The organism is Mongoliibacter sp. (genome assembly GCF_007692705.1).
Classification (GTDB): Bacteria; Bacteroidota; Bacteroidia; order Cytophagales; family Cyclobacteriaceae; genus Mongoliibacter.
The window spans coordinates 22,780-41,901 of record NZ_REBN01000159.1 but is presented as its reverse complement, the minus strand read 5'-3'; the positions used below and the strand labels follow the sequence as shown (position 1 = coordinate 41,901).

The 19,122-nt window shown below is 39.9% G+C and carries 19 protein-coding genes; 6 read left to right on the top strand and 13 right to left on the bottom strand.

Translation table 11 applies throughout. The features are described from left to right. Nucleotides 1-762 (bottom strand): alpha-L-fucosidase (locus tag EA341_RS10280; RefSeq protein WP_293013771.1); only part of this gene is annotated, 762 nt, incomplete at its 3' end. Nucleotides 763-927: 165 nt separating this feature from the next. Here EA341_RS10280 and EA341_RS10275 point away from each other — a divergent pair. Both EA341_RS10275 and EA341_RS10270 read left to right on the top strand, forming a co-directional pair. Further along, nucleotides 928-1,725, top strand: coding sequence for an endonuclease/exonuclease/phosphatase family protein (locus EA341_RS10275; RefSeq protein ID WP_293013768.1), 798 nt, complete (start codon nt 928-930; stop codon nt 1,723-1,725). A gap of 145 nt (nt 1,726-1,870) precedes the next feature. Next, the gene (locus EA341_RS10270; protein WP_293013779.1) at nt 1,871-2,704 is read left to right on the top strand and encodes a DUF1080 domain-containing protein; all 834 of its coding nucleotides are present in this window, start codon (nt 1,871-1,873) and stop codon (nt 2,702-2,704) included. 22 nt (nt 2,705-2,726) lie between these two features. On the opposite strand, the gene EA341_RS10265 is transcribed toward EA341_RS10270, so the two are convergent. From EA341_RS10265 to EA341_RS10240, 6 genes are all read right to left on the bottom strand, one after another. Continuing rightward, entirely contained in the window at nt 2,727-3,614 is an 888-nt protein-coding gene (locus EA341_RS10265) for a dienelactone hydrolase family protein (RefSeq protein WP_293013765.1), read from the bottom strand. Nucleotides 3,615-3,772: 158 nt separating this feature from the next. Beyond that, nucleotides 3,773-4,714 (bottom strand): DUF4097 family beta strand repeat-containing protein, encoded by a 942-nt coding sequence (locus EA341_RS10260; RefSeq protein ID WP_293013763.1) that lies wholly within the window; start codon nt 4,712-4,714, stop codon nt 3,773-3,775. An 11-nt stretch (nt 4,715-4,725) separates the two neighbouring features. Continuing rightward, a complete protein-coding gene (locus EA341_RS10255) occupies nt 4,726-5,550 on the bottom strand; it encodes a hypothetical protein (protein ID WP_293013761.1) in 825 nt (274 codons plus the stop codon). Between the two features lie 21 nt (nt 5,551-5,571). Continuing rightward, on the bottom strand, nt 5,572-6,609 hold the full coding sequence (locus EA341_RS10250; protein WP_293013759.1) for an outer membrane beta-barrel protein: 1,038 nt from the start codon (nt 6,607-6,609) through the stop codon (nt 5,572-5,574). A gap of 23 nt (nt 6,610-6,632) precedes the next feature. After that, nucleotides 6,633-7,385: a hypothetical protein gene (locus tag EA341_RS10245; RefSeq protein ID WP_293013757.1), complete on the bottom strand. Its 753-nt coding sequence runs from the start codon at nt 7,383-7,385 to the stop codon at nt 6,633-6,635. After that, nucleotides 7,378-7,947 carry a sigma-70 family RNA polymerase sigma factor gene (locus EA341_RS10240; protein WP_293013755.1) on the bottom strand — a complete coding sequence of 190 codons (570 nt, stop codon included), beginning with the start codon at nt 7,945-7,947 and terminating at the stop codon, nt 7,378-7,380. The genes EA341_RS10245 and EA341_RS10240 overlap by 8 nt, the downstream gene beginning before the upstream one ends. 264 nt (nt 7,948-8,211) lie before the next feature. Here EA341_RS10240 and EA341_RS10235 point away from each other — a divergent pair, with 264 nt between their 5' ends. Further along, nucleotides 8,212-9,741: a GH3 auxin-responsive promoter family protein gene (locus EA341_RS10235; protein WP_293013754.1), complete on the top strand. Its 1,530-nt coding sequence runs from the start codon at nt 8,212-8,214 to the stop codon at nt 9,739-9,741. Here EA341_RS10235 and EA341_RS10230 read toward each other — a convergent pair. After that, nucleotides 9,738-10,304 carry a hypothetical protein gene (locus EA341_RS10230; protein ID WP_293013752.1) on the bottom strand — a complete coding sequence of 189 codons (567 nt, stop codon included), beginning with the start codon at nt 10,302-10,304 and terminating at the stop codon, nt 9,738-9,740. The genes EA341_RS10235 and EA341_RS10230 overlap by 4 nt on opposite strands. Nucleotides 10,305-10,571: 267 nt before the next feature. Between EA341_RS10230 and EA341_RS10225 the strand changes: the two genes are divergently transcribed. From EA341_RS10225 to EA341_RS10215, 3 genes are all read left to right on the top strand, one after another. Continuing rightward, a complete protein-coding gene (locus tag EA341_RS10225; RefSeq protein WP_293013750.1) occupies nt 10,572-12,110 on the top strand; it encodes a DUF4394 domain-containing protein in 1,539 nt (512 codons plus the stop codon). Between the two features lie 138 nt (nt 12,111-12,248). Next, entirely contained in the window at nt 12,249-12,704 is a 456-nt protein-coding gene (locus EA341_RS10220) for a DUF4440 domain-containing protein (RefSeq protein ID WP_293013747.1), read from the top strand. 22 nt (nt 12,705-12,726) lie between these two features. Continuing rightward, nucleotides 12,727-13,182: a GNAT family N-acetyltransferase gene (locus EA341_RS10215; protein ID WP_293013744.1), complete on the top strand. Its 456-nt coding sequence runs from the start codon at nt 12,727-12,729 to the stop codon at nt 13,180-13,182. A 56-nt stretch (nt 13,183-13,238) separates the two neighbouring features. Here EA341_RS10215 and EA341_RS10210 read toward each other — a convergent pair whose 3' ends face one another. The 5 genes from EA341_RS10210 to mltG form a co-directional block, all read right to left on the bottom strand. Next, a complete protein-coding gene (locus tag EA341_RS10210; RefSeq protein ID WP_293013741.1) occupies nt 13,239-14,447 on the bottom strand; it encodes an acetate/propionate family kinase in 1,209 nt (402 codons plus the stop codon). A 57-nt stretch (nt 14,448-14,504) separates the two neighbouring features. Next, entirely contained in the window at nt 14,505-16,601 is a 2,097-nt protein-coding gene (gene pta, locus EA341_RS10205; protein ID WP_293013738.1) for a phosphate acetyltransferase, read from the bottom strand. 82 nt (nt 16,602-16,683) lie between these two features. Then, nucleotides 16,684-17,637 carry a YihY/virulence factor BrkB family protein gene (locus EA341_RS10200; RefSeq protein ID WP_293013735.1) on the bottom strand — a complete coding sequence of 318 codons (954 nt, stop codon included), beginning with the start codon at nt 17,635-17,637 and terminating at the stop codon, nt 16,684-16,686. A gap of 11 nt (nt 17,638-17,648) precedes the next feature. Continuing rightward, nucleotides 17,649-18,056 (bottom strand): thioesterase family protein, encoded by a 408-nt coding sequence (locus tag EA341_RS10195; protein WP_293013732.1) that lies wholly within the window; start codon nt 18,054-18,056, stop codon nt 17,649-17,651. 1 nt (nt 18,057) lies between these two features. Further along, nucleotides 18,058-19,101, bottom strand: a complete 1,044-nt coding sequence (gene mltG, locus EA341_RS10190; protein ID WP_293013730.1) for an endolytic transglycosylase MltG — start codon at nt 19,099-19,101, stop codon at nt 18,058-18,060. Nucleotides 19,102-19,122: the final 21 nt, after the last annotated feature.

Below are 19,122 nucleotides of genomic sequence, written 5' to 3'. Positions count from 1 at the left end.
ATCGGGATCACTGACAGGAAGACCTAAGCGGGAATTGATCAGGCAATTGGGTTGAAGTTCACGGACTAAGCGAATGACCTGCCTGAGTTGTTTTTCCTGCACAATGGTTTTTTCGTGTCCTATCCACATGTCAAACCACAGCAAAGCCACATCCCCATAATTGGTCAGTAGTTCTCTCAGTTGAGGGATTACTTTTTCCTGCCAATATTGATCAAACTGCTCATCCGTCAAGTCTCCGGTCAACTCCCTGTTATGGTCCCACCCATAGGGATGTTCCCAATCTACCCAATGGGAGTAGTAAAAGCCCAGTTTCATATCATGCTTTTTACAAGCAGCAGCCAATTCGGCGAGGATATCTCTGCTTTTGGGATCGTAATTTTTGAAACTGTAATTTCCTATTTGGGTGTCCCATAAGGCAAAACCATCATGGTGTTTCGCAGTGATGGTGATATATTGCATACCAGCTTTTTTTGCCTGTATCACCCATTCTTCCGGATTGATTTCATCCCAGACAAATCGCTTTGCCAAATCGCCATACTCCTCATTGGAAATTCGGTTTCTATATTTTATCCATTCAGCATAATTATTAAAATGCCTGTGTTTTTCACCTTTCCAAATCCCTTCCGCTCCGCTATAAAGCCCCCAATGAATAAACATCCCGAAGCGGGCTTCTGTCCACCAATCTGTTCTCAGCTCTTGAGCGAATACGAATTGATGGATTGAAAAGAAAATCAGTATTAATGTTGGGAAAATTTTTCTCATCTATTTTGGGTTTGTCAAGACAAAGCTAAGTGCTCAGGTAAGAATTATTTGGTATTAAATTAGCCTATTTCGTGATTTTGTTTTCAGACATATCCATAAATCATTAAATTTTACCTAGTTTAAAATTAATTCAAACCAGTCCTTACGAATTATTAGCAAAGCCCAATGAAAATTTTAGTCTCTTTAGCTACTTTATATTTCCTCATATTTCAATCACAAATGCTCTTTGCTCAGGATAATTTAATCAAGCTGATGTCTTATAATATTTATCATGGAGAAAACCCGTATAAGCCGGGCACTCCTAATGTAGAAGATATAGCAAACCTGATCAGAGAAATCTCTCCTGATTTCCTTGCCTTGCAGGAAGTAGATAGCATGACATTGAGAACGGCTGGATTTGCTGGGGAAAAACTTGACCTCACAGATGTATGGGCGGAGAAAACGGGAATGTTTGGTCATTTCGCCAAGGCCATTGATTTCAGTGAAGGTGGTTATGGAGAAGCAGTTCTGAGCAAGAAAAAGGGCCGCTTTGAATCCTTAAGCTTGCCAGTTCCCGAGGGTGGAGAGGGTAGAAGTATGGCCATTGCGCATGTGGAATTGGCTGAGGGGAAGCGCATGGCATTTGCAGGAACTCATCTTTGTCATGAAAACCCTATCAACAGGGCTGCTCAAGTCAAGGCAATACTAGATCACTTCAAAAACATAGACTATCCCGTAATCATCACAGGAGATTTTAATTTTGAATCAGACGAGGAAGGCTATGCCTTGATGGCAGAGAATTTCCGAGATGCTGCTTTGGAAGTTGATAATTTGGAAAATACTTACTCCAGCGATAATCCCAAAATGAGGATTGACTACTTTTGGGTACCCAAAAACAGCGGGATAGAGGTACTTTCAGTCCAAACCATATCTGTCAACTATTCAGATCATTTGCCTTTGGTCATGGAGGTTAATATTCCGTGACGCATCACATCGATTAATAGAGAATGAAAGGCGAGTTTTCGTAAACCGAAACTCTTTTTAATCTCTATACTTTCTTAAATTTTAACAAAAACCCATAAAAACTATGAAAATTCTCTTTACATACCTTTTGGTTTTCTCTTTTCTCATGACTTCCTGCGGACAGCGGCAGGCTCAGGAAAGTGCCAGTGTTGATCCAGCACCTGAATGGAAACAGCTTTTCAATGGAGAGGATTTGGATGATTGGATCATCAAGATTTCAAAACATGAGTTGGGAGAGAATTTTAAAAATACCTTCAGGGTAGAAGAAGGCATGATGAAAGTCAGGTATGATGGTTATGAAGATTTTGATCAGCAGTACGGCCACATTTTTTATAAGGAGCCTTTTTCTCATTATGTGCTTAGAGTAGAATATAGGTTTGTAGGGGAACAGGCAGCTGGGGGAGAAGGCTGGGCTTTTAGAAATTCAGGCGCCATGTTGCATAGTCAGGATCCCAACACCATGCTCAAGGATCAGGATTTCCCGATTTCGGTGGAGGGGCAAATGCTGGGGGGTGATGGTGTCAATGATAGACCGACAAGCAACCTCTGTACACCAGGAACTCACGTGGTGATCAATGGGGAGCTTTTTGAGCCGCATTGTATCAATTCCAGTTCCAGGACCTACCATGGAGATAGGTGGGTGACGGCAGAGTTTATGGTTTTAGGAGATTCGATTGTGCATCATATACTCGAAGGAAGGTCTGTAATGAGTTATGAAAAGCCTCAGATTGGTGGAGGAAATGTAAATCCTTATGATCCCGAAGTTAAAATCGATGGGAAATTATTGAACTCGGGATACATTTCTCTCCAGAGCGAAAGTCATCCGATTGACTTCAAGAGAGTGGAAATCCTAGACCTATCGGCTTATGGAGATCAACCGGATAAACTGACAGAATATCTCAAGATCCACGGATTTGATGCTTTTACGGGGGAAGATTAGATAGGATTTTAAATTCAAAATTTTATTTGAGATGGGTTTCAAAAAAGGCTATTGTTCTGCCCCAAGCCAATTTAGCAGCAGCTTCATCGTAGCGTGGAGTGGAGTGGTTGTGAAAACCATGATTGACTTCTGGGTAGAAAAAAGCTTCGTAAGTTTTATTATTTGCTTTTAAGGCTTCCTCATATTCAGGCCACCCCGCATTTACTCTAGTATCTAAATCTGCAAAATGAAGCTGAAGAGGTGCCTGGATACTAGGAACTTGATCAGCTGGGGCTTGTCCCCCGTAAAAAGGAGCTGATGCCCCAAGGTCTGGTAAGCGAACTGCCATCATATTTGAAACCCAAGCACCAAAACAAAAGCCTACCACACCCACTTTTCCATTGCATTCGGGATGGTTTTTAAGCAATTCATAGCCAGCAATAAAATCTTCTAGTATTTCATCTCTGTTTCGCTTTGCCTGCATTTCCCTTCCTTCATCATCAGTACCCGGATACCCCCCAAAAGGCGTCAAGGCATCAGGAGCAAAAGCAATAAACCCTGCTGTGGCTGCCTCATGTGCAGTATCTTCTATATAGGGATTGAGTCCTCTGTTTTCGTGCACGACAATGATTCCAGGAAGTTTTGCTTTATTTCCCTTTGGCCTGCTGAGCAATCCCTTCATCTTTCCAGCTCCTTTTGGAGAGTCATATTCCAGATACTCTGCATTTACCCTAGGATCATCAAGATCAAATCTTTTGGCTTCAGCATAATTTGGCATCAGGTAATTCATGAGGGCTGATACAGTCATTCCACCCACTGCAAAAACACTAAGCTTGCTTACAAAACTTCTCCGGTCAATCTTATTGTGACAATACTGGTCGTAAAGATCAAAAATTTCCTGCTTGAGATTTTCTTTTTTGATAGGTGTCATAGGTTTTTCGGTAGTTTATTCTTCTATTAATCAATAAACTAAGAAAATGTTATCAATATGAGATGTCAAAATCTAAGAGCGGAAGATTTCGGTGATCAGCGAAAAAAGCAAGAGCCCTTTGCTATCAAAGGGCCCTAATAATTGCAGTATGTTTTGATTTAATTTTCTATTGAGATATTCCCCGAGGTTACACTTCCCTTGATATCGTAGGGAGCTCCATTGTCCAAAGTCAGTGACCTACCTCCTCTGGAATTGCCAACTGTGATATTTCCGGATGTGGCTTTCATGTGAAAATTAAATTCTCTAAGATCGGAAGGGGTTTTAATCTTGAAATTGCCGGATGAACCATTGATACTGGTATCAGGACCAAGTCCTGCATTGTTGGCATTTAAGTTACCTGAAGTAAGCCTTAATGATCCAAGCTCTCCAATATTTTCTAATTTGGCGTTTCCGGAAGAAAGACTCACACTTAAAAGCCCTTGGACATTAGTTGCAGTGATGCCTCCGCTTCCCGATGAATATTTCACATTGCCCAGGATATCTTCGATTTTCGCACTTCCAGAACCCACGCTGCCCGAAACATCTCCTTTGATATTGCGGAGTTGAATGCTACCGGAACCCGCTTTGGTTTCTACCTCTCCGGAAATGTTTTTCCCTGTGATTCTTCCAGAGCCTACCTGTATGGTAGTCAGTTCTGATTTGACATTGTCTACCAATACACTACCTGACCCGCCTCTCATTTCCAAGTCCATTTCTTTAGGCCCTTTGATTTTGATATGGCCTTTGGTTTTCATATTTCTCCATCCAGAGCCAGAATTGTTGACTTTGTGAGAAATTTTCAGGATATCTCCTACAGTTACAAAGATGATATCCTGCTCATGGTTATTGGATTCCAAAAAGGCATTTACAGATACTTCCTCCAAAGCTGGATTTCCTTCATAGGCTATTTCCAAGGCACCGCCTGTAACTTCGATTTTAGTGATACCAGAGTAGTTCTTATTAATGTCTACAAGTGTTTTCATCTGTGCGGAAGCACCAAATGGCAGCATGATGAAGCCTATGAAAAAGAGGCTTAGGGGTATTGTAAAATAATTTTTCATGTCTTTGTAATTTAAAGTATGATTCCGAAACTTAAAGTATTGACTTGTGGACCTCTATTGGCTTGGAACATTTCATTAAGGTCGTAATTGACAAACAGATCCACATTGGCTACTCCTAATTCCAACCTGGCACCGTATCGGAAGTTATTGATGTATAGGTTTGTACGTTGGAATTCCTTTACTTTTCTACCTTCTTCATTGTTATATACAAACTTTCCTCTTCCACCCAAGCGCGTGCCAATGTAGGGGCCTGCACCTATTCTGATTTTACCGTTTCCTGTGGTAAAAGTGGGGATCAATCCAAGGTTGAGATAAGAAGCTGATATCTTGGATTTGGTGCCACCACCTGCTGCGAAATCCTGGAAAACAATACCCTCTTCACCTCTTAAAGCCTGAAGGTTTCTGTCCTCAAATTTAAAGTTGTACCAACTTACGCCGACCATACTTTTGAGACGGAAATTATTCCCAGCCCTATAAGTATAATCGAAATTGAGAGCAGGGCTCCAACTTCCCCAAGCCCTTACTTCGGGAGCATCATCACTTCCAATCCAGGTATTGATCCCAAGGTCGATTTGAAAATCCGTACTGTGGGTATTGGCTCTTTTTATGTACTTTTCCAGTTCTTCATCCTCGTAGACCTTGGAATTTGAAGTGATTTCATAAACCCTTCGTCCCTCATCATTTCTCGTAACTTCAATTTTTGTATTGAAAAGAGACCAAACAGTTACAGATTGCTTTGGTGTTGTTTCATTTTCTTTATCCTCTATTTCAGTCTGCGCACAAACGCTGAATGATATTGAAAGTAGGATAAGGGAAAAAATCAGATACTTTTTCATATATAATAGTTTAATAATTGGTTAGAAAATGATTCCGAAGGCGATTGGATTGAGTTCATACTGTGAACCTGCTCTAAAGAGTGTATTGAGATCGTAAGTAGTAAAGAAGTTTACTCTTCCTACTCCAAGTTCTCCTCTAATACCATATCTGAAATTATTGAGGTGAGAACCCACAGTTTCGAAGTCTTTTCTTCTCCCTCCTCCATCAAGGTCTCTGTACACAAACTTACTTCTACCTCCAAGACGGTAGCCTGCATAAGGGCCTGCAGCGATTCTGAATCCTCTTTTTCCCTGATCGTTCATTTGGCCAAAATCAAGTTTGAACAAACTCATAGCGGTCAGGTAGGAAGCGGATATTTTACTCTTGAAGCCATTGACATCAGTCCTTTGGATAAAATCAATATCTCCATCTCCTCTTACTGCCTGGAAGTCACGATTTTCAAACTTAAAGTTGTACCACTGAACACCCAGTCCAAGATCCCAATGGAATCCTTTGGAAATTCTCTGACTTGCCATCCAGTTGAGACCCACATTCCAGCTGCCCCAGCCTTTTACGGCAGGAGGTGCTGAACTGCCTCCAGGCATATTGCCTTGTGCATTTATGTAATTGTTTATTCCAAGGTCCAAGTTGAAGTAAGTTCTAAAAGGCGGATCGAGTTTTCTCCTTGTGCCGGTTTCCACTTTGACTTTGGTGTCTTTTCCAGACTCATCCACGTAGATTTTAATGCCCCCTATATGGACTTCTGTTTCAGGACCGTCTTCTCTGACCCTTACGATTTCGCGGGTTCCTTTTTTACTCTGTACTTCTACGACTACTAATTCTCCAGTCTTTTCATCTACTTCCAGATCCAATTCCCGAATGATTTGGTTGACATTCATGTTTTTGAGTCTTTCGAAGTCCTCCTTATTATCCACGACAAGGATGATCTTTCCTGATTTTCCAAACTCCACTATGATGGAGTCGTTCTGTGCATGATTTTGTGAAAATTCATGGGAGTCAAAGCCATAGGCTAGGGAAACCAAGCCCATTAAGCAAAACATTAAAAGGTATTTTTTCATAAAGTTTAAGTTCTAATAGTTGGTTACTTGCTTCTTTCTTTTCTAGGACTGTTGTTGGCAAATAGGTTTTCTTTTGCATCCTGCAGGTCTGCATATCCTTGGCCTATTTTATTCCACAAGCCCTCAATTTTCTCTACTTTTTCTTCGATTTCTCCGATCAACCCTTGTTTAGGTGCTTCTTCTTTTAATCCTCTGGACTTGATGATCACTTTATAAGCAGGTTCTTCTTCTACCGCTTGATTCATGGCTACAGCTTCTGTGATCTTCAATTCTGGAAGAGTGATTTCCGGAAGTTCCATTTCTACTATTTTATTTTCTTCTCTTGGTGCGATTGCTTCAGCCATCGTTTTTCCCAAGGCAGGATCTTTAAAAGGTGTAGTTGTGGGTCTTATTGGCTGTTTTTGAATCACATCGGGTTTTGGTTCTTTTGCAGTTACCGTTTCTGAATTATCTTCTTTTTGATTTGGTGAAGTTTCTGAAATTACTGACTCATCATTTTCTTGATTTTTACTAATACCTTCTTCCTTTAGAGTTGTCAGTTCGGCTACTTGCTGCGGCGTATCTTGGTCATCTCCTGACCACTTTAACAATACAATTCCTGCTGAAAGTAAAAGGACGATAGCAGCAGCTATTCTGAGTAGAGGATAAAATCCAGCCTTTTTCTTCTTGGGTAATTGGCTTTCCAGCCTTTCCCAAGCCAATGAGGATGGTTTTTCCTGATGTGATTCCAGTTTTTCTCTGAAGTACTGGTCAAAGTTTTTTTCTGTCTTAGCCATTGATTCTCCTTTCTTTTATCTGTTGATCGGCTATTTTCTGTTTCAATACATTTCTCGCCCTATTGAGTTGGGATTTGGAAGTGGACTCGGTGATTCCAAGAAGGTCTGCTATCTCAGCATGACTGTATCCTTCTACTGCATAGAGGTTAAATACTGTCCTATATCCCACGGGTAGTTCTTTGATGAGCTCCATGAGCTCTGCTGTTTCCAAGTGTTTGAGTTCGTAGATGGTGTCCGCCACCTGAAGTGTGCTGTCCATGGTGACTTCCATGTTCAGGTTTTTGTTATTTCTCAAGGTCAGAAGAGACTGTGTGACAATAATTCTCTTCATCCAACCTTCAAAGCTGCCTTTTTCCTCAAATTGGGTAAGTTTTTCAAAGATCTTCATGAAGCCTTCTATCATAACATCCTCTGCCAGATCCCTATCTTTCACATACCTGATGCAGATTGCAAGAAACTTTCCGGAATATTGTTCATAGAGCTGCTGTTGGGCCTTTCGCTCAGCCCTCAGGCAGCCCCTGAGCAATTCTTTTTCCGTGGTAAAAGTTTTCTTAAATAACATTTTGGTTGGCTTTCAAATAGGTAGATGCACCTTGTCAAAAATAGGTTGCATTCATTTCTAAAAAAAAGTTAAATATTTTTCTGTTTCCCGATTCACCTCATTTAAACACATCTTTTGTTGATGCCTACTTTTTTTTGATAATTGGAGCCTTCAATGGTTCGGTCTTTGCTTTTTGATTGCTATAATAATTTTCATTTGAGATCGGATTATTCCTGACATTAAAAATACAGGTAATCAAACAGGTCTTTTTTAAACTTATATTCTATGGCAATTATAGGAGAAATCATCAAGAAGGCAGTAGAAACGGCCGATAAGATTTTTACAAGTTCGAATCATGCTGATGCCCAGAAGGATGTCTTGATAGACTTATTGGATACAGCAAAAAAAACATCTTTTGGAAAGTACTATGAATTTGAAAGCTTGTTAGAAAATGAAGACCCCAGGAAGGCTTTTGCTGAAACCGTTCCCTACCATAGCTATGACGAATTGCGAGAAAGGTGGTGGCAACGTGTAATAGATGGAGCCCCCGATATTACTTGGCCGGGTAAGGTAGAGTTTTTTGCAGTGTCCAGTGGTACAACAAGTTCCAAAAAACATATTCCAGTTACCGATGAAATGGTAAAAGCGATTAGAAAGGGTGGCTTACAACAAATCAAAGCTTTGGCAGATTTTGACCTTCCGCCCGAATTTTATGAAAAAGAAATTCTAATGTTTGGCAGTAGTACCGATCTCAAAAAAGTCAATGGACACTTTGAGGGTGAAATTTCGGGTATCTCCGCCAGTCAGATTCCGTTTTGGTTTGAGGGAGTGTATAGGCCAGGGAAAGAAATTTCTTCCATTCAGGATTGGGATGAAAGGGTCGAAGCTTTAGCCAAAGAAGCACCCAATTGGGATATTGGTGGTATTTCCGGAATTCCTTCCTGGATCGAGTTGATGATGAAAAAGGTGATATCCTATCATGGGGTGGAAACCATTCATGATATTTGGCCCAATTTTCAGGTTTATACCTCGGGAGGTGTTGCCTTTGAACCATACAGGAAAAGTTTTGAAAAAATCACAGCTAAACCCATTACTGTAATTGATACCTACTTGGCATCGGAAGGTTATATAGCAACACAGATCAGAAAAGAAACCGATGCAATGGCTTTGATAACAAATAATGGGGTCTATTTCGAATTTGTCCCTTTTACACCAGAAAACATGGATGAAAATGGGTCTATTAAACAAGGAATCAAAGCCTTAAACATAGAGGAAGTTGAAGAGGACGTAGATTATGTTCTGATTATTTCTACAGTTTCCGGGGCTTGGCGGTATATGATAGGTGATACTATAACCTTTACAGATAAAGCGAAAGCAGAAATCAAAATCACAGGAAGAACCAAACATTTTCTAAATGTAGTAGGCTCCCATCTTTCAATTATTCAAATGAATAAAGCGATGGAGGTACTGGAGGAAAAATTCAATTGCGATATCAAAGAGTTTACGGTATCCGCAATACAAGAAGATGGTGAGTATTATCATTCCTGGTATTTGGGACTAGAAGGGGACTTTGATTTAGATGAGGAAAAAGTTGCCCAAAGTCTGAATGAAATTCTACAAAGAAGTAACAAAAACTACAAGGTTGCACGTAGCAAAGCGCTGAAGGGTGTCCGAGTAAAATTGATTCCTGCGTCTTATTTTCAAAAATGGACAGAAGAAACCAAACAAAAAGGAGGTCAGGTGAAGGTTCCCCGCGTAATGAAAGAGGAGGATTTTATAGATTGGAAAGAATATATAGGAGGCCTATTGGACTAATTTTTTTCCAGCTCTTCTATCATTATCATTACCTCTTCTGGTGGCAAATAGAGCCTATTGATTTTATCCAAATAACTAGGGCTCATTCCTGCCTGGTTTAAGATAAAATCTTTGGTTTTAAGGATATATTCTCCGAGACCATGATTGACAGCATAGGTATCCGCAGCCCTTTCAGCTGATATAATGAAACTTTTGGAAGTGAGGTAACCAATCCCGAATATTATCATAGACCAGGTATTTTTATGTAAATAATCCATAATATGTCCCAATTCGTGTCCGATCCAACCCAGCAAGACATCTTCGGGAAGATCGTCTATAGGAATCTTTTTACCTTTGAGTTTGAAATGTCGGCTTATTTTTATGAGGTAAGTTCTTTTTCCGAAACCCAACATTGATACAAATTTTGGCTGCGCCTGCATGACAGACTTGGTGATATTGTCATCGACCATGAATTCAATGGTATGCGATTCAAGTTCAGGGTAAAAAGACAGCGCTTTCAAACTGATCTCACTGATTCTTTTTGGAACATCATTTCTAAAAATTACCTTTTTTGAAGAAGTCATGCATATATTCTTGCAAAATTAATGCAAAATAAAATTGGGTCGTGAATTAAAATACCAAAAACCAGTAAAACCAATACTGTCTTAACCTGAATTTTGGTATAATTACTTTTTTGTAGTATGAATTTATGGTAAATATATTTTACTAATTACAGTTTTAGAGTTTAGTTATTAATAATAGATTAAAAATTTTAATTTTTTTACTTTTTCATCCAATCCACTGCTAAAAGCTGGTTCGTATTTATACGCATTAACTTAAACCAACTTACCATGAGAAATTATATTGAATCTTTGAGGACTTCGGTTCTATTGACAATGTTTGTGGCAGCTTTAGCTTTTGCTTGTAGTGATGATGAAAATCCGGCAATTCCTCCAGTAGGTGAGGAACCTATGCCAGGAATGGCTCCAGATGTGGATTTTATGGCGTTAACAGATGATAACAGAATCATGATGTTCAACGCACGCGATTTGGATTCACCCATGGAAATCAAATCCATTGCCGGACTCGAAAGTAACGAGATGATTGTAAGTATAGATTATAGGCCAGCCACAGGTCAATTGTATGCTTTGGGAAGTACCAGTAGGCTTTATTTTATCAATGAATATACTGGTGAAGCCACTGCTTTGGGAGATGGCCCTTTTTCTCCTGCCATCGATGGGGAAAATGCTTCGTTGGACTTTAATCCTACCGTGGATAGAATACGCCTAGTGACTGCTTCAGGTCAGAATTTAAGGTTACATCCCGAATTGGGAACAGTAGTGGCAGAAGATGGAATGATTAGCGGAGGAGATAATCCTCAGATTGGCGCTGTAGCATACACCAATTCGGTAGCAGGAGCCAATTCAACTGCTCTTTATGATATTGATTTTTCATCCAACAAACTTTTCATTCAGGATCCCCCAAATGACGGAGGTTTAAGAGAGGTTGGAGATCTTGGTGTAGATTTTATGGGCTTGGGTAATTTTGACATTAACCCTGATAACAGCGCAGCACTGGCGGTTACGTTAAAAGAAGGGGAATCTAAATTGTATACTATCAACCTTGAAAGTGGCGCAGCAGAATGGGTGGGGACATTTGGTAATCGTGTATGGGGAATTGCTTTTAAAACAAATCCTGTGGCTTTCGCAGTCACTGCTGATAACAAGCTTGAGCGATTTAATCCTTTGAATCCTTCCAGTAATGCCGTAGATCTAATGGGACTTAATGAGGGAGAAATAATAGTTGGACTTGATTTTAGACCAGCCAATGGGGCGCTTTATGCGATCTCTAACCAGAGCAGACTTTTGACAGTAAATACGTCTAACGGATCTTTAAGTCCTGTTGGAGACCCATTGTCACCATCGCTTGATGGAGAAAGCTTTGGCTTTGATTTCAATCCAACCGTGGATAGGATTAGGCTTGTCAGTAATACGGGACAAAACCTGAGATTACATCCGGATTTGGGTACAGTTGTCGCTGTCGATGGTGATTTAAACCCTGTGAATCCTTTTGTGAATGGGGCAGCTTATACGAATAACATAGCCACGGCAACCAGTACGGTCCTCTATGTCTTGGATAGTGAAACAGGGCTGCTTTATAGGCAAGATCCTCCAAATGATGGAGGTTTAGTAGAAATTGGATCCTTAGGTATTGAATTCACTGCTGAAAACGGTTTTGATATCGGAGGGATGTCGGATATGGCTTTTGCTCTGTTGACAGTCGATGGAATGACCAGTGTCTACAGCATCAATATCAGTACTGGTGAAGCCAGTAAAGTTTCAGACTTTAATGTTACAGCTACTGCAATGGCAGTTGGTTTGGGTTTTTAGAATAATTTAAACAGTTGTTTGAACACCCATATAGCCACCCGGAAATCCGGGTGGTTTTTTTGATGAATTCATTTTATTGACTGGTATATGGAAAAGTTATTTTGGATTCCAAGGAAATGACCATAACTTGATATTGATATGGGAAAACGGAAGATAAAAATAAATTTAGCCACTCTGGTGATTTTTTTAGTGCCTTTCTTTAGTCAAGCTCAGGGAAATTTTAGAAAAGAAGCTGATATTTCCATTCAGCAGTTGATTTCAGATTATAATTCAGCAAGAGAAAATAGAAATGAAGATTTGTTGAAGAGAGTTCTATTGGTAGATATTGATCAATTGGTTTCTTCTGGAGAATGGAGAAGGGGAATAGAGGAAGCCTTGGAAGGAATGAGAAGTAGCTCTACAAATAACCCAGGGAAGAGAGAACTCGAAATTGAGAAGATTCGCTACCTGAATGAGCAAAATGCAGTGGTGGATACCCAATATAGGATAATTTCGGAAAATGGTAATGAAAGGAATATGTGGAGTACTTTCATAGTGGTGAAGACTATAGAAGGTTGGAAAATAGCAGCGATCAGAAATATGCTTCCTGCTTAAATAGATTTTAAAAAGGTTCTATATGTTGGTATTAAATAGAACTCAGGCAATAGACCCTGACTTTATAGCACTTGTGATTGAATTGGACCAGGAATTGGCCATTACGGATGGGGAAGACCATGCTTTCTATGATCAGTTTAACAAGTTGGACAATATTCATCACGTTGTGGTAGCTTATCTTTTTGGAGCACCCGTTGGCTGTGGTGCGATCAAAAAGTTCGATGATGAGCGAGTAGAAATCAAACGTATGTTTGTCAGACCTGATAGGCGGGGGATGGGGATTGCAGGCAATTTGCTAGCAGATTTGGAGATATGGGCAAAAGAATTGGGCTATAAGAGCTGTATACTGGAAACGGGGAAAAACCAGCCTGAAGCCATCAAGCTTTACCAAAAAAGTGGATACAAGCAAATTTCAAATTATGGACAATATGAAGGGGTTGAAAACAGTTTTTGTTTTGAAAAGGTGATAAAAACTTAACTTTCAGTTTTTCATTTGGGTCAAATCAATGCAGAACTCAAAAAGCGGAAAAGTATTTAGCTATATCCTTCGGTCACCACCTTGTAAGTCTGTTGTCCTATTTCCAATTCCTCATTGGTAGGAATCACAAGAATCTTTGTTATGGAACTAGGGATGTTGATTTCCCTGATTTCAGAAGAACGATTTTGATTTGCATTTGGATCAAGAAGAATTCCAAAGTAATCCATATCCTTACATACAGCTGCCCTCATATCAGGATCATTTTCTCCAATTCCGGCAGTAAAGACAATAGCATCTAAGCCATTCATGGCAGCAGCATAAGCACCTATATATTTTTGAATCCTGTAGGCGTAAATCTCATAGGCCAACCTGGCCTCGTCGTCTCCATTTTCAATTGCTGCCTTCACATCTCTCATATCGCTATGACCAGCCATACCTAACATCCCACTCTTCTTGTTCAGTATATCATTGACCTCTTTTGGACTGTAACCTTTTTCGTTGATCAGGTAAAAAATAATGGAAGGATCAATATCTCCACAGCGAGTACCCATCATCAGCCCACCCATAGGGCCAAGCCCCATACTGGTGTCAATAGATTTACCTGATTTAATGGCAGCCATACTGGATCCATTACCAAGGTGGATTGTAATTATTTTTGCTTCTGGATTTTTCATGTATTCCAAAGCCCTCTTTCCTACATACTGATGCGAACTTCCATGAAAACCATAAGCTCTTATACCCAAATCGAAATACATTTCTTTGGGAATGGCAAAGCGGTAGGCACGGGGAGGCATACTTTGGTGAAAGGCTGTATCAAACACAGCTACCTGTTTTGCTTTTGGGAATATTCTTTCAGCAACCTCTATCCCACGGTAGTTTGGCGGGTTATGAAGTGGAGCAAGTTCAAATAGTGTCTTGATCTTAGCTTTTACTTCTTTGGTGATCAGCGTTGTAGAGGCAAATTGTTCCCCTCCATGAACTACTCGGTGACCTATTGCTTTCACTTCGTCAATATTTTTGAGTACTCCTTTTTCTGAGTCCATTAACAATGAAGTAACAAGCTGAAGAGCATCTTCATGATTTTTAATGGGTTTGGAAATATTATGTTTATTCTCCTTTCCTTTGAGGTAAACCAAGTGTCTGATTGAGGCTTCTTCTGAACTTATTCTTTCAACTAAGCCTGTACAGATTGGATTTTCATCGGGCATATCAAAAAGCTGATATTTCAGTGAGCTACTTCCGGAATTGAGTACGAGAATTTTCATTTTGTGTGAGGTTAGATGCGAGAGCAAAAATCTAAAATCTAAAATCTAAAATTTTATTCACTCCTGTGCCTGTATGGCGGTAATGACTACCGTATTGTAAATATCATCTACAGTACAACCACGGCTTAGGTCATTGACAGGTTTGTTCATACCCTGCAACATAGGCCCGATGGCTATTGCTCCAGTTTCTCTTTGTACTGCTTTGTAGGTATTGTTGCCAGTATTTAAGTCAGGAAATATTAAAACAGATGCATTTCCGGCAACTTTTGAATCAGGCATTTTTTGTTTTCCCGTTTTTGGGTCCACAGCAGCATCATACTGTATGGGTCCTTCCACCAGGATGTCTGGCCTTTTTTCCTTGACTATTTGCGTTGCCGAGCGAACTTTGTCTACATCTTCTCCCGAACCTGATGCTCCTGAAGAATAAGATAACATGGCTACCCTTGGCTCGATTCCGAATTTAGCACTGGTGTCGGCAGAGGAAATGGCTATTTCAGCCAATTCTTCAGCTGATGGGTTGATATTAATGGCACAATCCCCGAAAATGGTCACCCTGTCTGGAAGACACATAAAGAATACCGAGGAAACGAGGGAAATTCCAGGCTTGGTTTTGATAAATTGTAAAGCTGGTCTAATGGTGTGTGCAGTGGTATGGACCGCGCCTGAAACCATGCCATCTGCATGGCCTTTGTGTACCATCATGGTGCCATAATAGGCTACGTCAGTCATCAGGTCTCTGGCTATACCCAACGGTAGTTTTTTACCTTTTCTGATTTCAAAGAGAGTGTTGGCATAATCATCAAAGTATACAGATTCCTGAGGGTTGATGATTTGACAGTTTTCCTGGCTGAGTCCCAAACCCAATCGGTTGATAGAGGCTGTGATTTCGTCCAAGTTACCCAATAAGGTTATGTTTACAATGCCATGCCTGACAAGTCTATCGGCCGCTTTAAGAATGCGCTCGTCATGACCTTCAGGAAGTACGATGTGTTTCTTTTTGTTTTTGGCCCAGCTCACCAATTGGTATTGGAACATTCTCGGAGTCATACCTGAAGCTTTGAAGGATGCAATATTGTTTTCCAAGGCTTCCATGTCCATATATTTATTGAAGGTATTGATGGCAATATGGATTTTCTCAGGATTGGAAGGGCTGAACTTTGAATGAATAGCAGCAACTTTGGTGGCTGCATAAAAGGATGGTTCCTCTACCCTGAGAATTGGAATGAGGGTATTGGTTCCCTGTATCAGCCTGATGACAGAATCAGGAACTTCAAATCCACCAGTAAGTACAATCCCAGCTATTTTGGGATAGTTTTTGGAAAGACTAGCTTGTAAAGATGCCAGCAGGATATCCGATCTGTCACCTGGAGTGACAATCAACACATTCTGCTTGATATGATTGAGGAAGTTGGCAATATGCATCGCCCCAAATATAAAGTGATCGGCCCTGTTGCTCATCTGTTCATCACCAAACATAACTTCAGCATTGAGATGCTCCTTTACCTCATACATAGAAGGACTTTTTAAAGCAGTGATTTTAGGGATGACAGCTATCTGAATATCATTTATTACCTGATTTTGAAGTGCCTGCTGTACATTATTGAGATCTGATTCATCTACTTTATTGACTACAACAGCAATCACTTTCACTTTTCGCTGCAGGAAATTATTGATGGTAACATTGACGTTACTGCAAATTTGAGATATTGATTTTCCATCCCCTGAGGCCACTATGATCACTGGCGTGCCCAGATTTTTGGCTATGGCTAGGTTGGCATCAAATTCAAAAGCCGTACCCTCTCCCAGAAAATCACTTCCTTCAATTATGGTGAAATCATACTCTTCTTCTAAGCTTTTAAACTTGGAAATAATATTATCTATAATTTCATTTTGCATTCCAGACTGGGCTAGAATATTTGCCTGTTCCCTGGTGTAAGAAAAGGTTTTTTCAATCTGTAGTGGCAGTTTGAAATATCCAATTAAAGTCTCAATATGACTGTCAGGCTTGATGGCTGGTTCATGGTTTATGATAGGTTTGAAATACCCGATCTTTTGCGTTCTTGCCAAGAGCATATCTACCAGGCCAAGAGCGACGATAGATTTTCCACTGAAAGGTTCCGCAGTAGCTATAAAAATACTTTTATTTGGCTTCATAATCTTTGAATTTGATAGGGCAAAATTAACTCTGATATCAGACGGTTTACCTGATGACAATAACCTAAAATGATGATTTAAATCATGTTGTTTTTCTTTTGAGTGTTTTGGAAAACCACCTTCTGTCGGCTGCTTTATCCAAGCTGACATTAATTTCAAAACACACTAATATAATCAGGGAGGTGATAAAAAGCCAAAGCATCACGGCAATCATTGCTCCAATGGAGCCATACAGTTTGTTGTAAGTAGCGAAATTATTAAGGTAAAAAGAAAAAAGGTAAAAGCTGAAATTGATCAAAAAGCCTGCGGTGACAGAACCTACCGAAAAGAACCTCCATTTGTCATGGACAGCAGGTGCAAACCTGAAAATATATGCTGTGGCAATGGTAAAGACAGATAATAAAACCAAAAATCTAAATCCTGTCAACATATAATAGTATAGGCTACTGGATACAATTTCCCATTCCGAAATCTGATACAATACACTGCCACCAAGGATCATGATGACAACAGCTCCACAAATCGTCAATACCAAAACCACTATAATCGAAACAGCGAGAACCCTGGTTTTCCAAAAACTCCTATTCTCTTTTGTCCTATAAACTGCATTAAAAGCATTCATCATGGAAACCACACCATTGGTAGCCAAAAACAAGGCTAGAAAAAAACCAATGGATAACAAGCTCTGTCTTGGTTTACTTACAATATCCATTATTGTGGCTTCTGCCTCCTGATAGATGCTTTCAGGAATAAATTCATTGATAAAAAGCAGGATATTTTTAGTCGTTACATTTTTGAAAAAGAGTCCTATATAGGGAATGATATTCAATAAGAACAGCAATAAGGGAAACATGGCAACGGTAAAACTAAACGCCATGGCGCCAGCTCTTTCATTGATCTCATCCTTTTTTACTTGTTCCAAAAAAATCCTACCCACATCATAGAGGTTTTGGTCAGGATTTCCAAAGTGGATATTCCTTAAAAGCTTAGCCTTTCTGGTAAGTTTGATTGAGAATAAGCGTAGCCATTTTTTCACTGAAAAATCTATTAATCAAAATATGGTCGTAATAAATCTAACAAATATTGGGGAGGTCTGCAGGGTCTATGGTTTTCTTTTTTCAGAAAAGTGAGGGTCGTCCATCCTTTGGTCAGTATTTCATGTGCTTCATTGAGTACTTCATACTCGAATCTAATGCGGATACCGGGCAATTCAGGAATACTTGTTTTGATTGTCAAAAGCTCGTCATATTTTCCTGGTTTGATGAATTGTGTATGTAATTCCAGGACAGGCATGATGACGCCATCCTCTTCCATTTGCTTGTAAGAAAAGCCAGCTGCCCGCAAGGCTTCTACCCTGGCCACTTCAAAATACATTGCATAATTCCCGTAATAAACATAGGCCATTTGATCTGTTTCAGCGTACCTGACGCGCACTTGTGTTTCAGCTTGGAACATATCAGTAAATTTTTGAACGATTGAGTGCGGCCTGATATCTTCTGGCGTTACTTAGGTGCTCAGTTAGGTTGGTCGCAAATGCATGATAGCCAGAAAAGTCCTCCTTGGCACAGAAATATAAGTATGCATGATCTTCGTAGTTCAACACTGCTTCCAGGGCAGTGATTTCCGGAAGGTTGATGGGACCTGGAGGAAGTCCGGCATATTTATAAGTATTATAAGGGCTTTCTATCTCTTTATGTACATTGAGTACCCTTTTGATATTGAAATCCCCTACAGCAAAAACCAAGGTAGGATCTGCTTGAAGAGGCATATTGATTTTGAGTCTATTGAGATATACACCTGCAACTTTTGGTCTTTCATCTGCTTTTTGGGTTTCTGCCTGTACAATAGAAGCCAGTGTGGAGACTTCATTTGGGCTCAGACCCAATTGACTTGCTTTGTTCTTCCTTTCCTCTGTCCAAAATTTATTGTATTCATTGTACATTCTATCAAAAAGTTTTTCGGCAGAAGTATTCCACCACACTTCATAAGAATTGGGAATGAACATGGCCATGATGGTCTCTTCCTCAAATCCAAATTTCCTGATATTGACAGAATCGGTAAGAAGATCGAGGAATTGCTGCTCGTTGATTTCTAAATTCCTGGTGATCTTCTCGGCGAGGTCTTCTTTTACCCTTACATTATTAAAGGTCACCATTACTGGAGTTTGCCTTCCAGACCGAAGTAATTTAACCAGGTTGAGGTTATTGGTTTTGGCTGGAATCGTATATAACCCCGGCTTCACATTTTCCTGATACTTCATTACCTTGGATACAAAACTAAAGGTGAGCACATCATTGATGACATCAGTTTTATCAAGTATATCCACTACCATTTGGAAGGTAGCATTGCTTGGAATCCGTATCATTCGTCCTTCTTCTTTATCCACAAGGGCATTCGGGCTGAAAAAAGCCTGATAAAAATAAAAAGAAAGTGATGACAATAGCACCGAGAAAGTGATAATGAAGACCAGAAGGAATTTTGTTTTTTTGTCTCCCAACATAATTTTAGCTTAAGTACTGGA

Excerpts from the sequence above, each read along its gene's own strand:
- EA341_RS10275 (WP_293013768.1), top strand. The coding sequence starts at position 928 with ATGAAAATTTTAGTCTCTTTAGCTACTTTATATTTCCTCATATTTCAA.
- EA341_RS10270 (WP_293013779.1), top strand. The coding sequence starts at position 1,871 with ATGACTTCCTGCGGACAGCGGCAGGCTCAGGAAAGTGCCAGTGTTGAT.
- EA341_RS10265 (WP_293013765.1), bottom strand. The coding sequence starts at position 3,614 with ATGACACCTATCAAAAAAGAAAATCTCAAGCAGGAAATTTTTGATCTT.
- EA341_RS10260 (WP_293013763.1), bottom strand. The coding sequence starts at position 4,714 with ATGAAAAATTATTTTACAATACCCCTAAGCCTCTTTTTCATAGGCTTC.
- EA341_RS10255 (WP_293013761.1), bottom strand. The coding sequence starts at position 5,550 with ATGAAAAAGTATCTGATTTTTTCCCTTATCCTACTTTCAATATCATTC.
- EA341_RS10250 (WP_293013759.1), bottom strand. The coding sequence starts at position 6,609 with ATGAAAAAATACCTTTTAATGTTTTGCTTAATGGGCTTGGTTTCCCTA.
- EA341_RS10245 (WP_293013757.1), bottom strand. The coding sequence starts at position 7,385 with ATGGCTAAGACAGAAAAAAACTTTGACCAGTACTTCAGAGAAAAACTG.
- EA341_RS10240 (WP_293013755.1), bottom strand. The coding sequence starts at position 7,947 with ATGTTATTTAAGAAAACTTTTACCACGGAAAAAGAATTGCTCAGGGGC.
- EA341_RS10235 (WP_293013754.1), top strand. The coding sequence starts at position 8,212 with ATGGCAATTATAGGAGAAATCATCAAGAAGGCAGTAGAAACGGCCGAT.
- EA341_RS10230 (WP_293013752.1), bottom strand. The coding sequence starts at position 10,304 with ATGACTTCTTCAAAAAAGGTAATTTTTAGAAATGATGTTCCAAAAAGA.
- EA341_RS10225 (WP_293013750.1), top strand. The coding sequence starts at position 10,572 with ATGAGAAATTATATTGAATCTTTGAGGACTTCGGTTCTATTGACAATG.
- EA341_RS10220 (WP_293013747.1), top strand. The coding sequence starts at position 12,249 with ATGGGAAAACGGAAGATAAAAATAAATTTAGCCACTCTGGTGATTTTT.
- EA341_RS10215 (WP_293013744.1), top strand. The coding sequence starts at position 12,727 with ATGTTGGTATTAAATAGAACTCAGGCAATAGACCCTGACTTTATAGCA.
- EA341_RS10210 (WP_293013741.1), bottom strand. The coding sequence starts at position 14,447 with ATGAAAATTCTCGTACTCAATTCCGGAAGTAGCTCACTGAAATATCAG.
- pta (WP_293013738.1), bottom strand. The coding sequence starts at position 16,601 with ATGAAGCCAAATAAAAGTATTTTTATAGCTACTGCGGAACCTTTCAGT.
- EA341_RS10195 (WP_293013732.1), bottom strand. The coding sequence starts at position 18,056 with ATGTTCCAAGCTGAAACACAAGTGCGCGTCAGGTACGCTGAAACAGAT.
- mltG (WP_293013730.1), bottom strand. The coding sequence starts at position 19,101 with ATGTTGGGAGACAAAAAAACAAAATTCCTTCTGGTCTTCATTATCACT.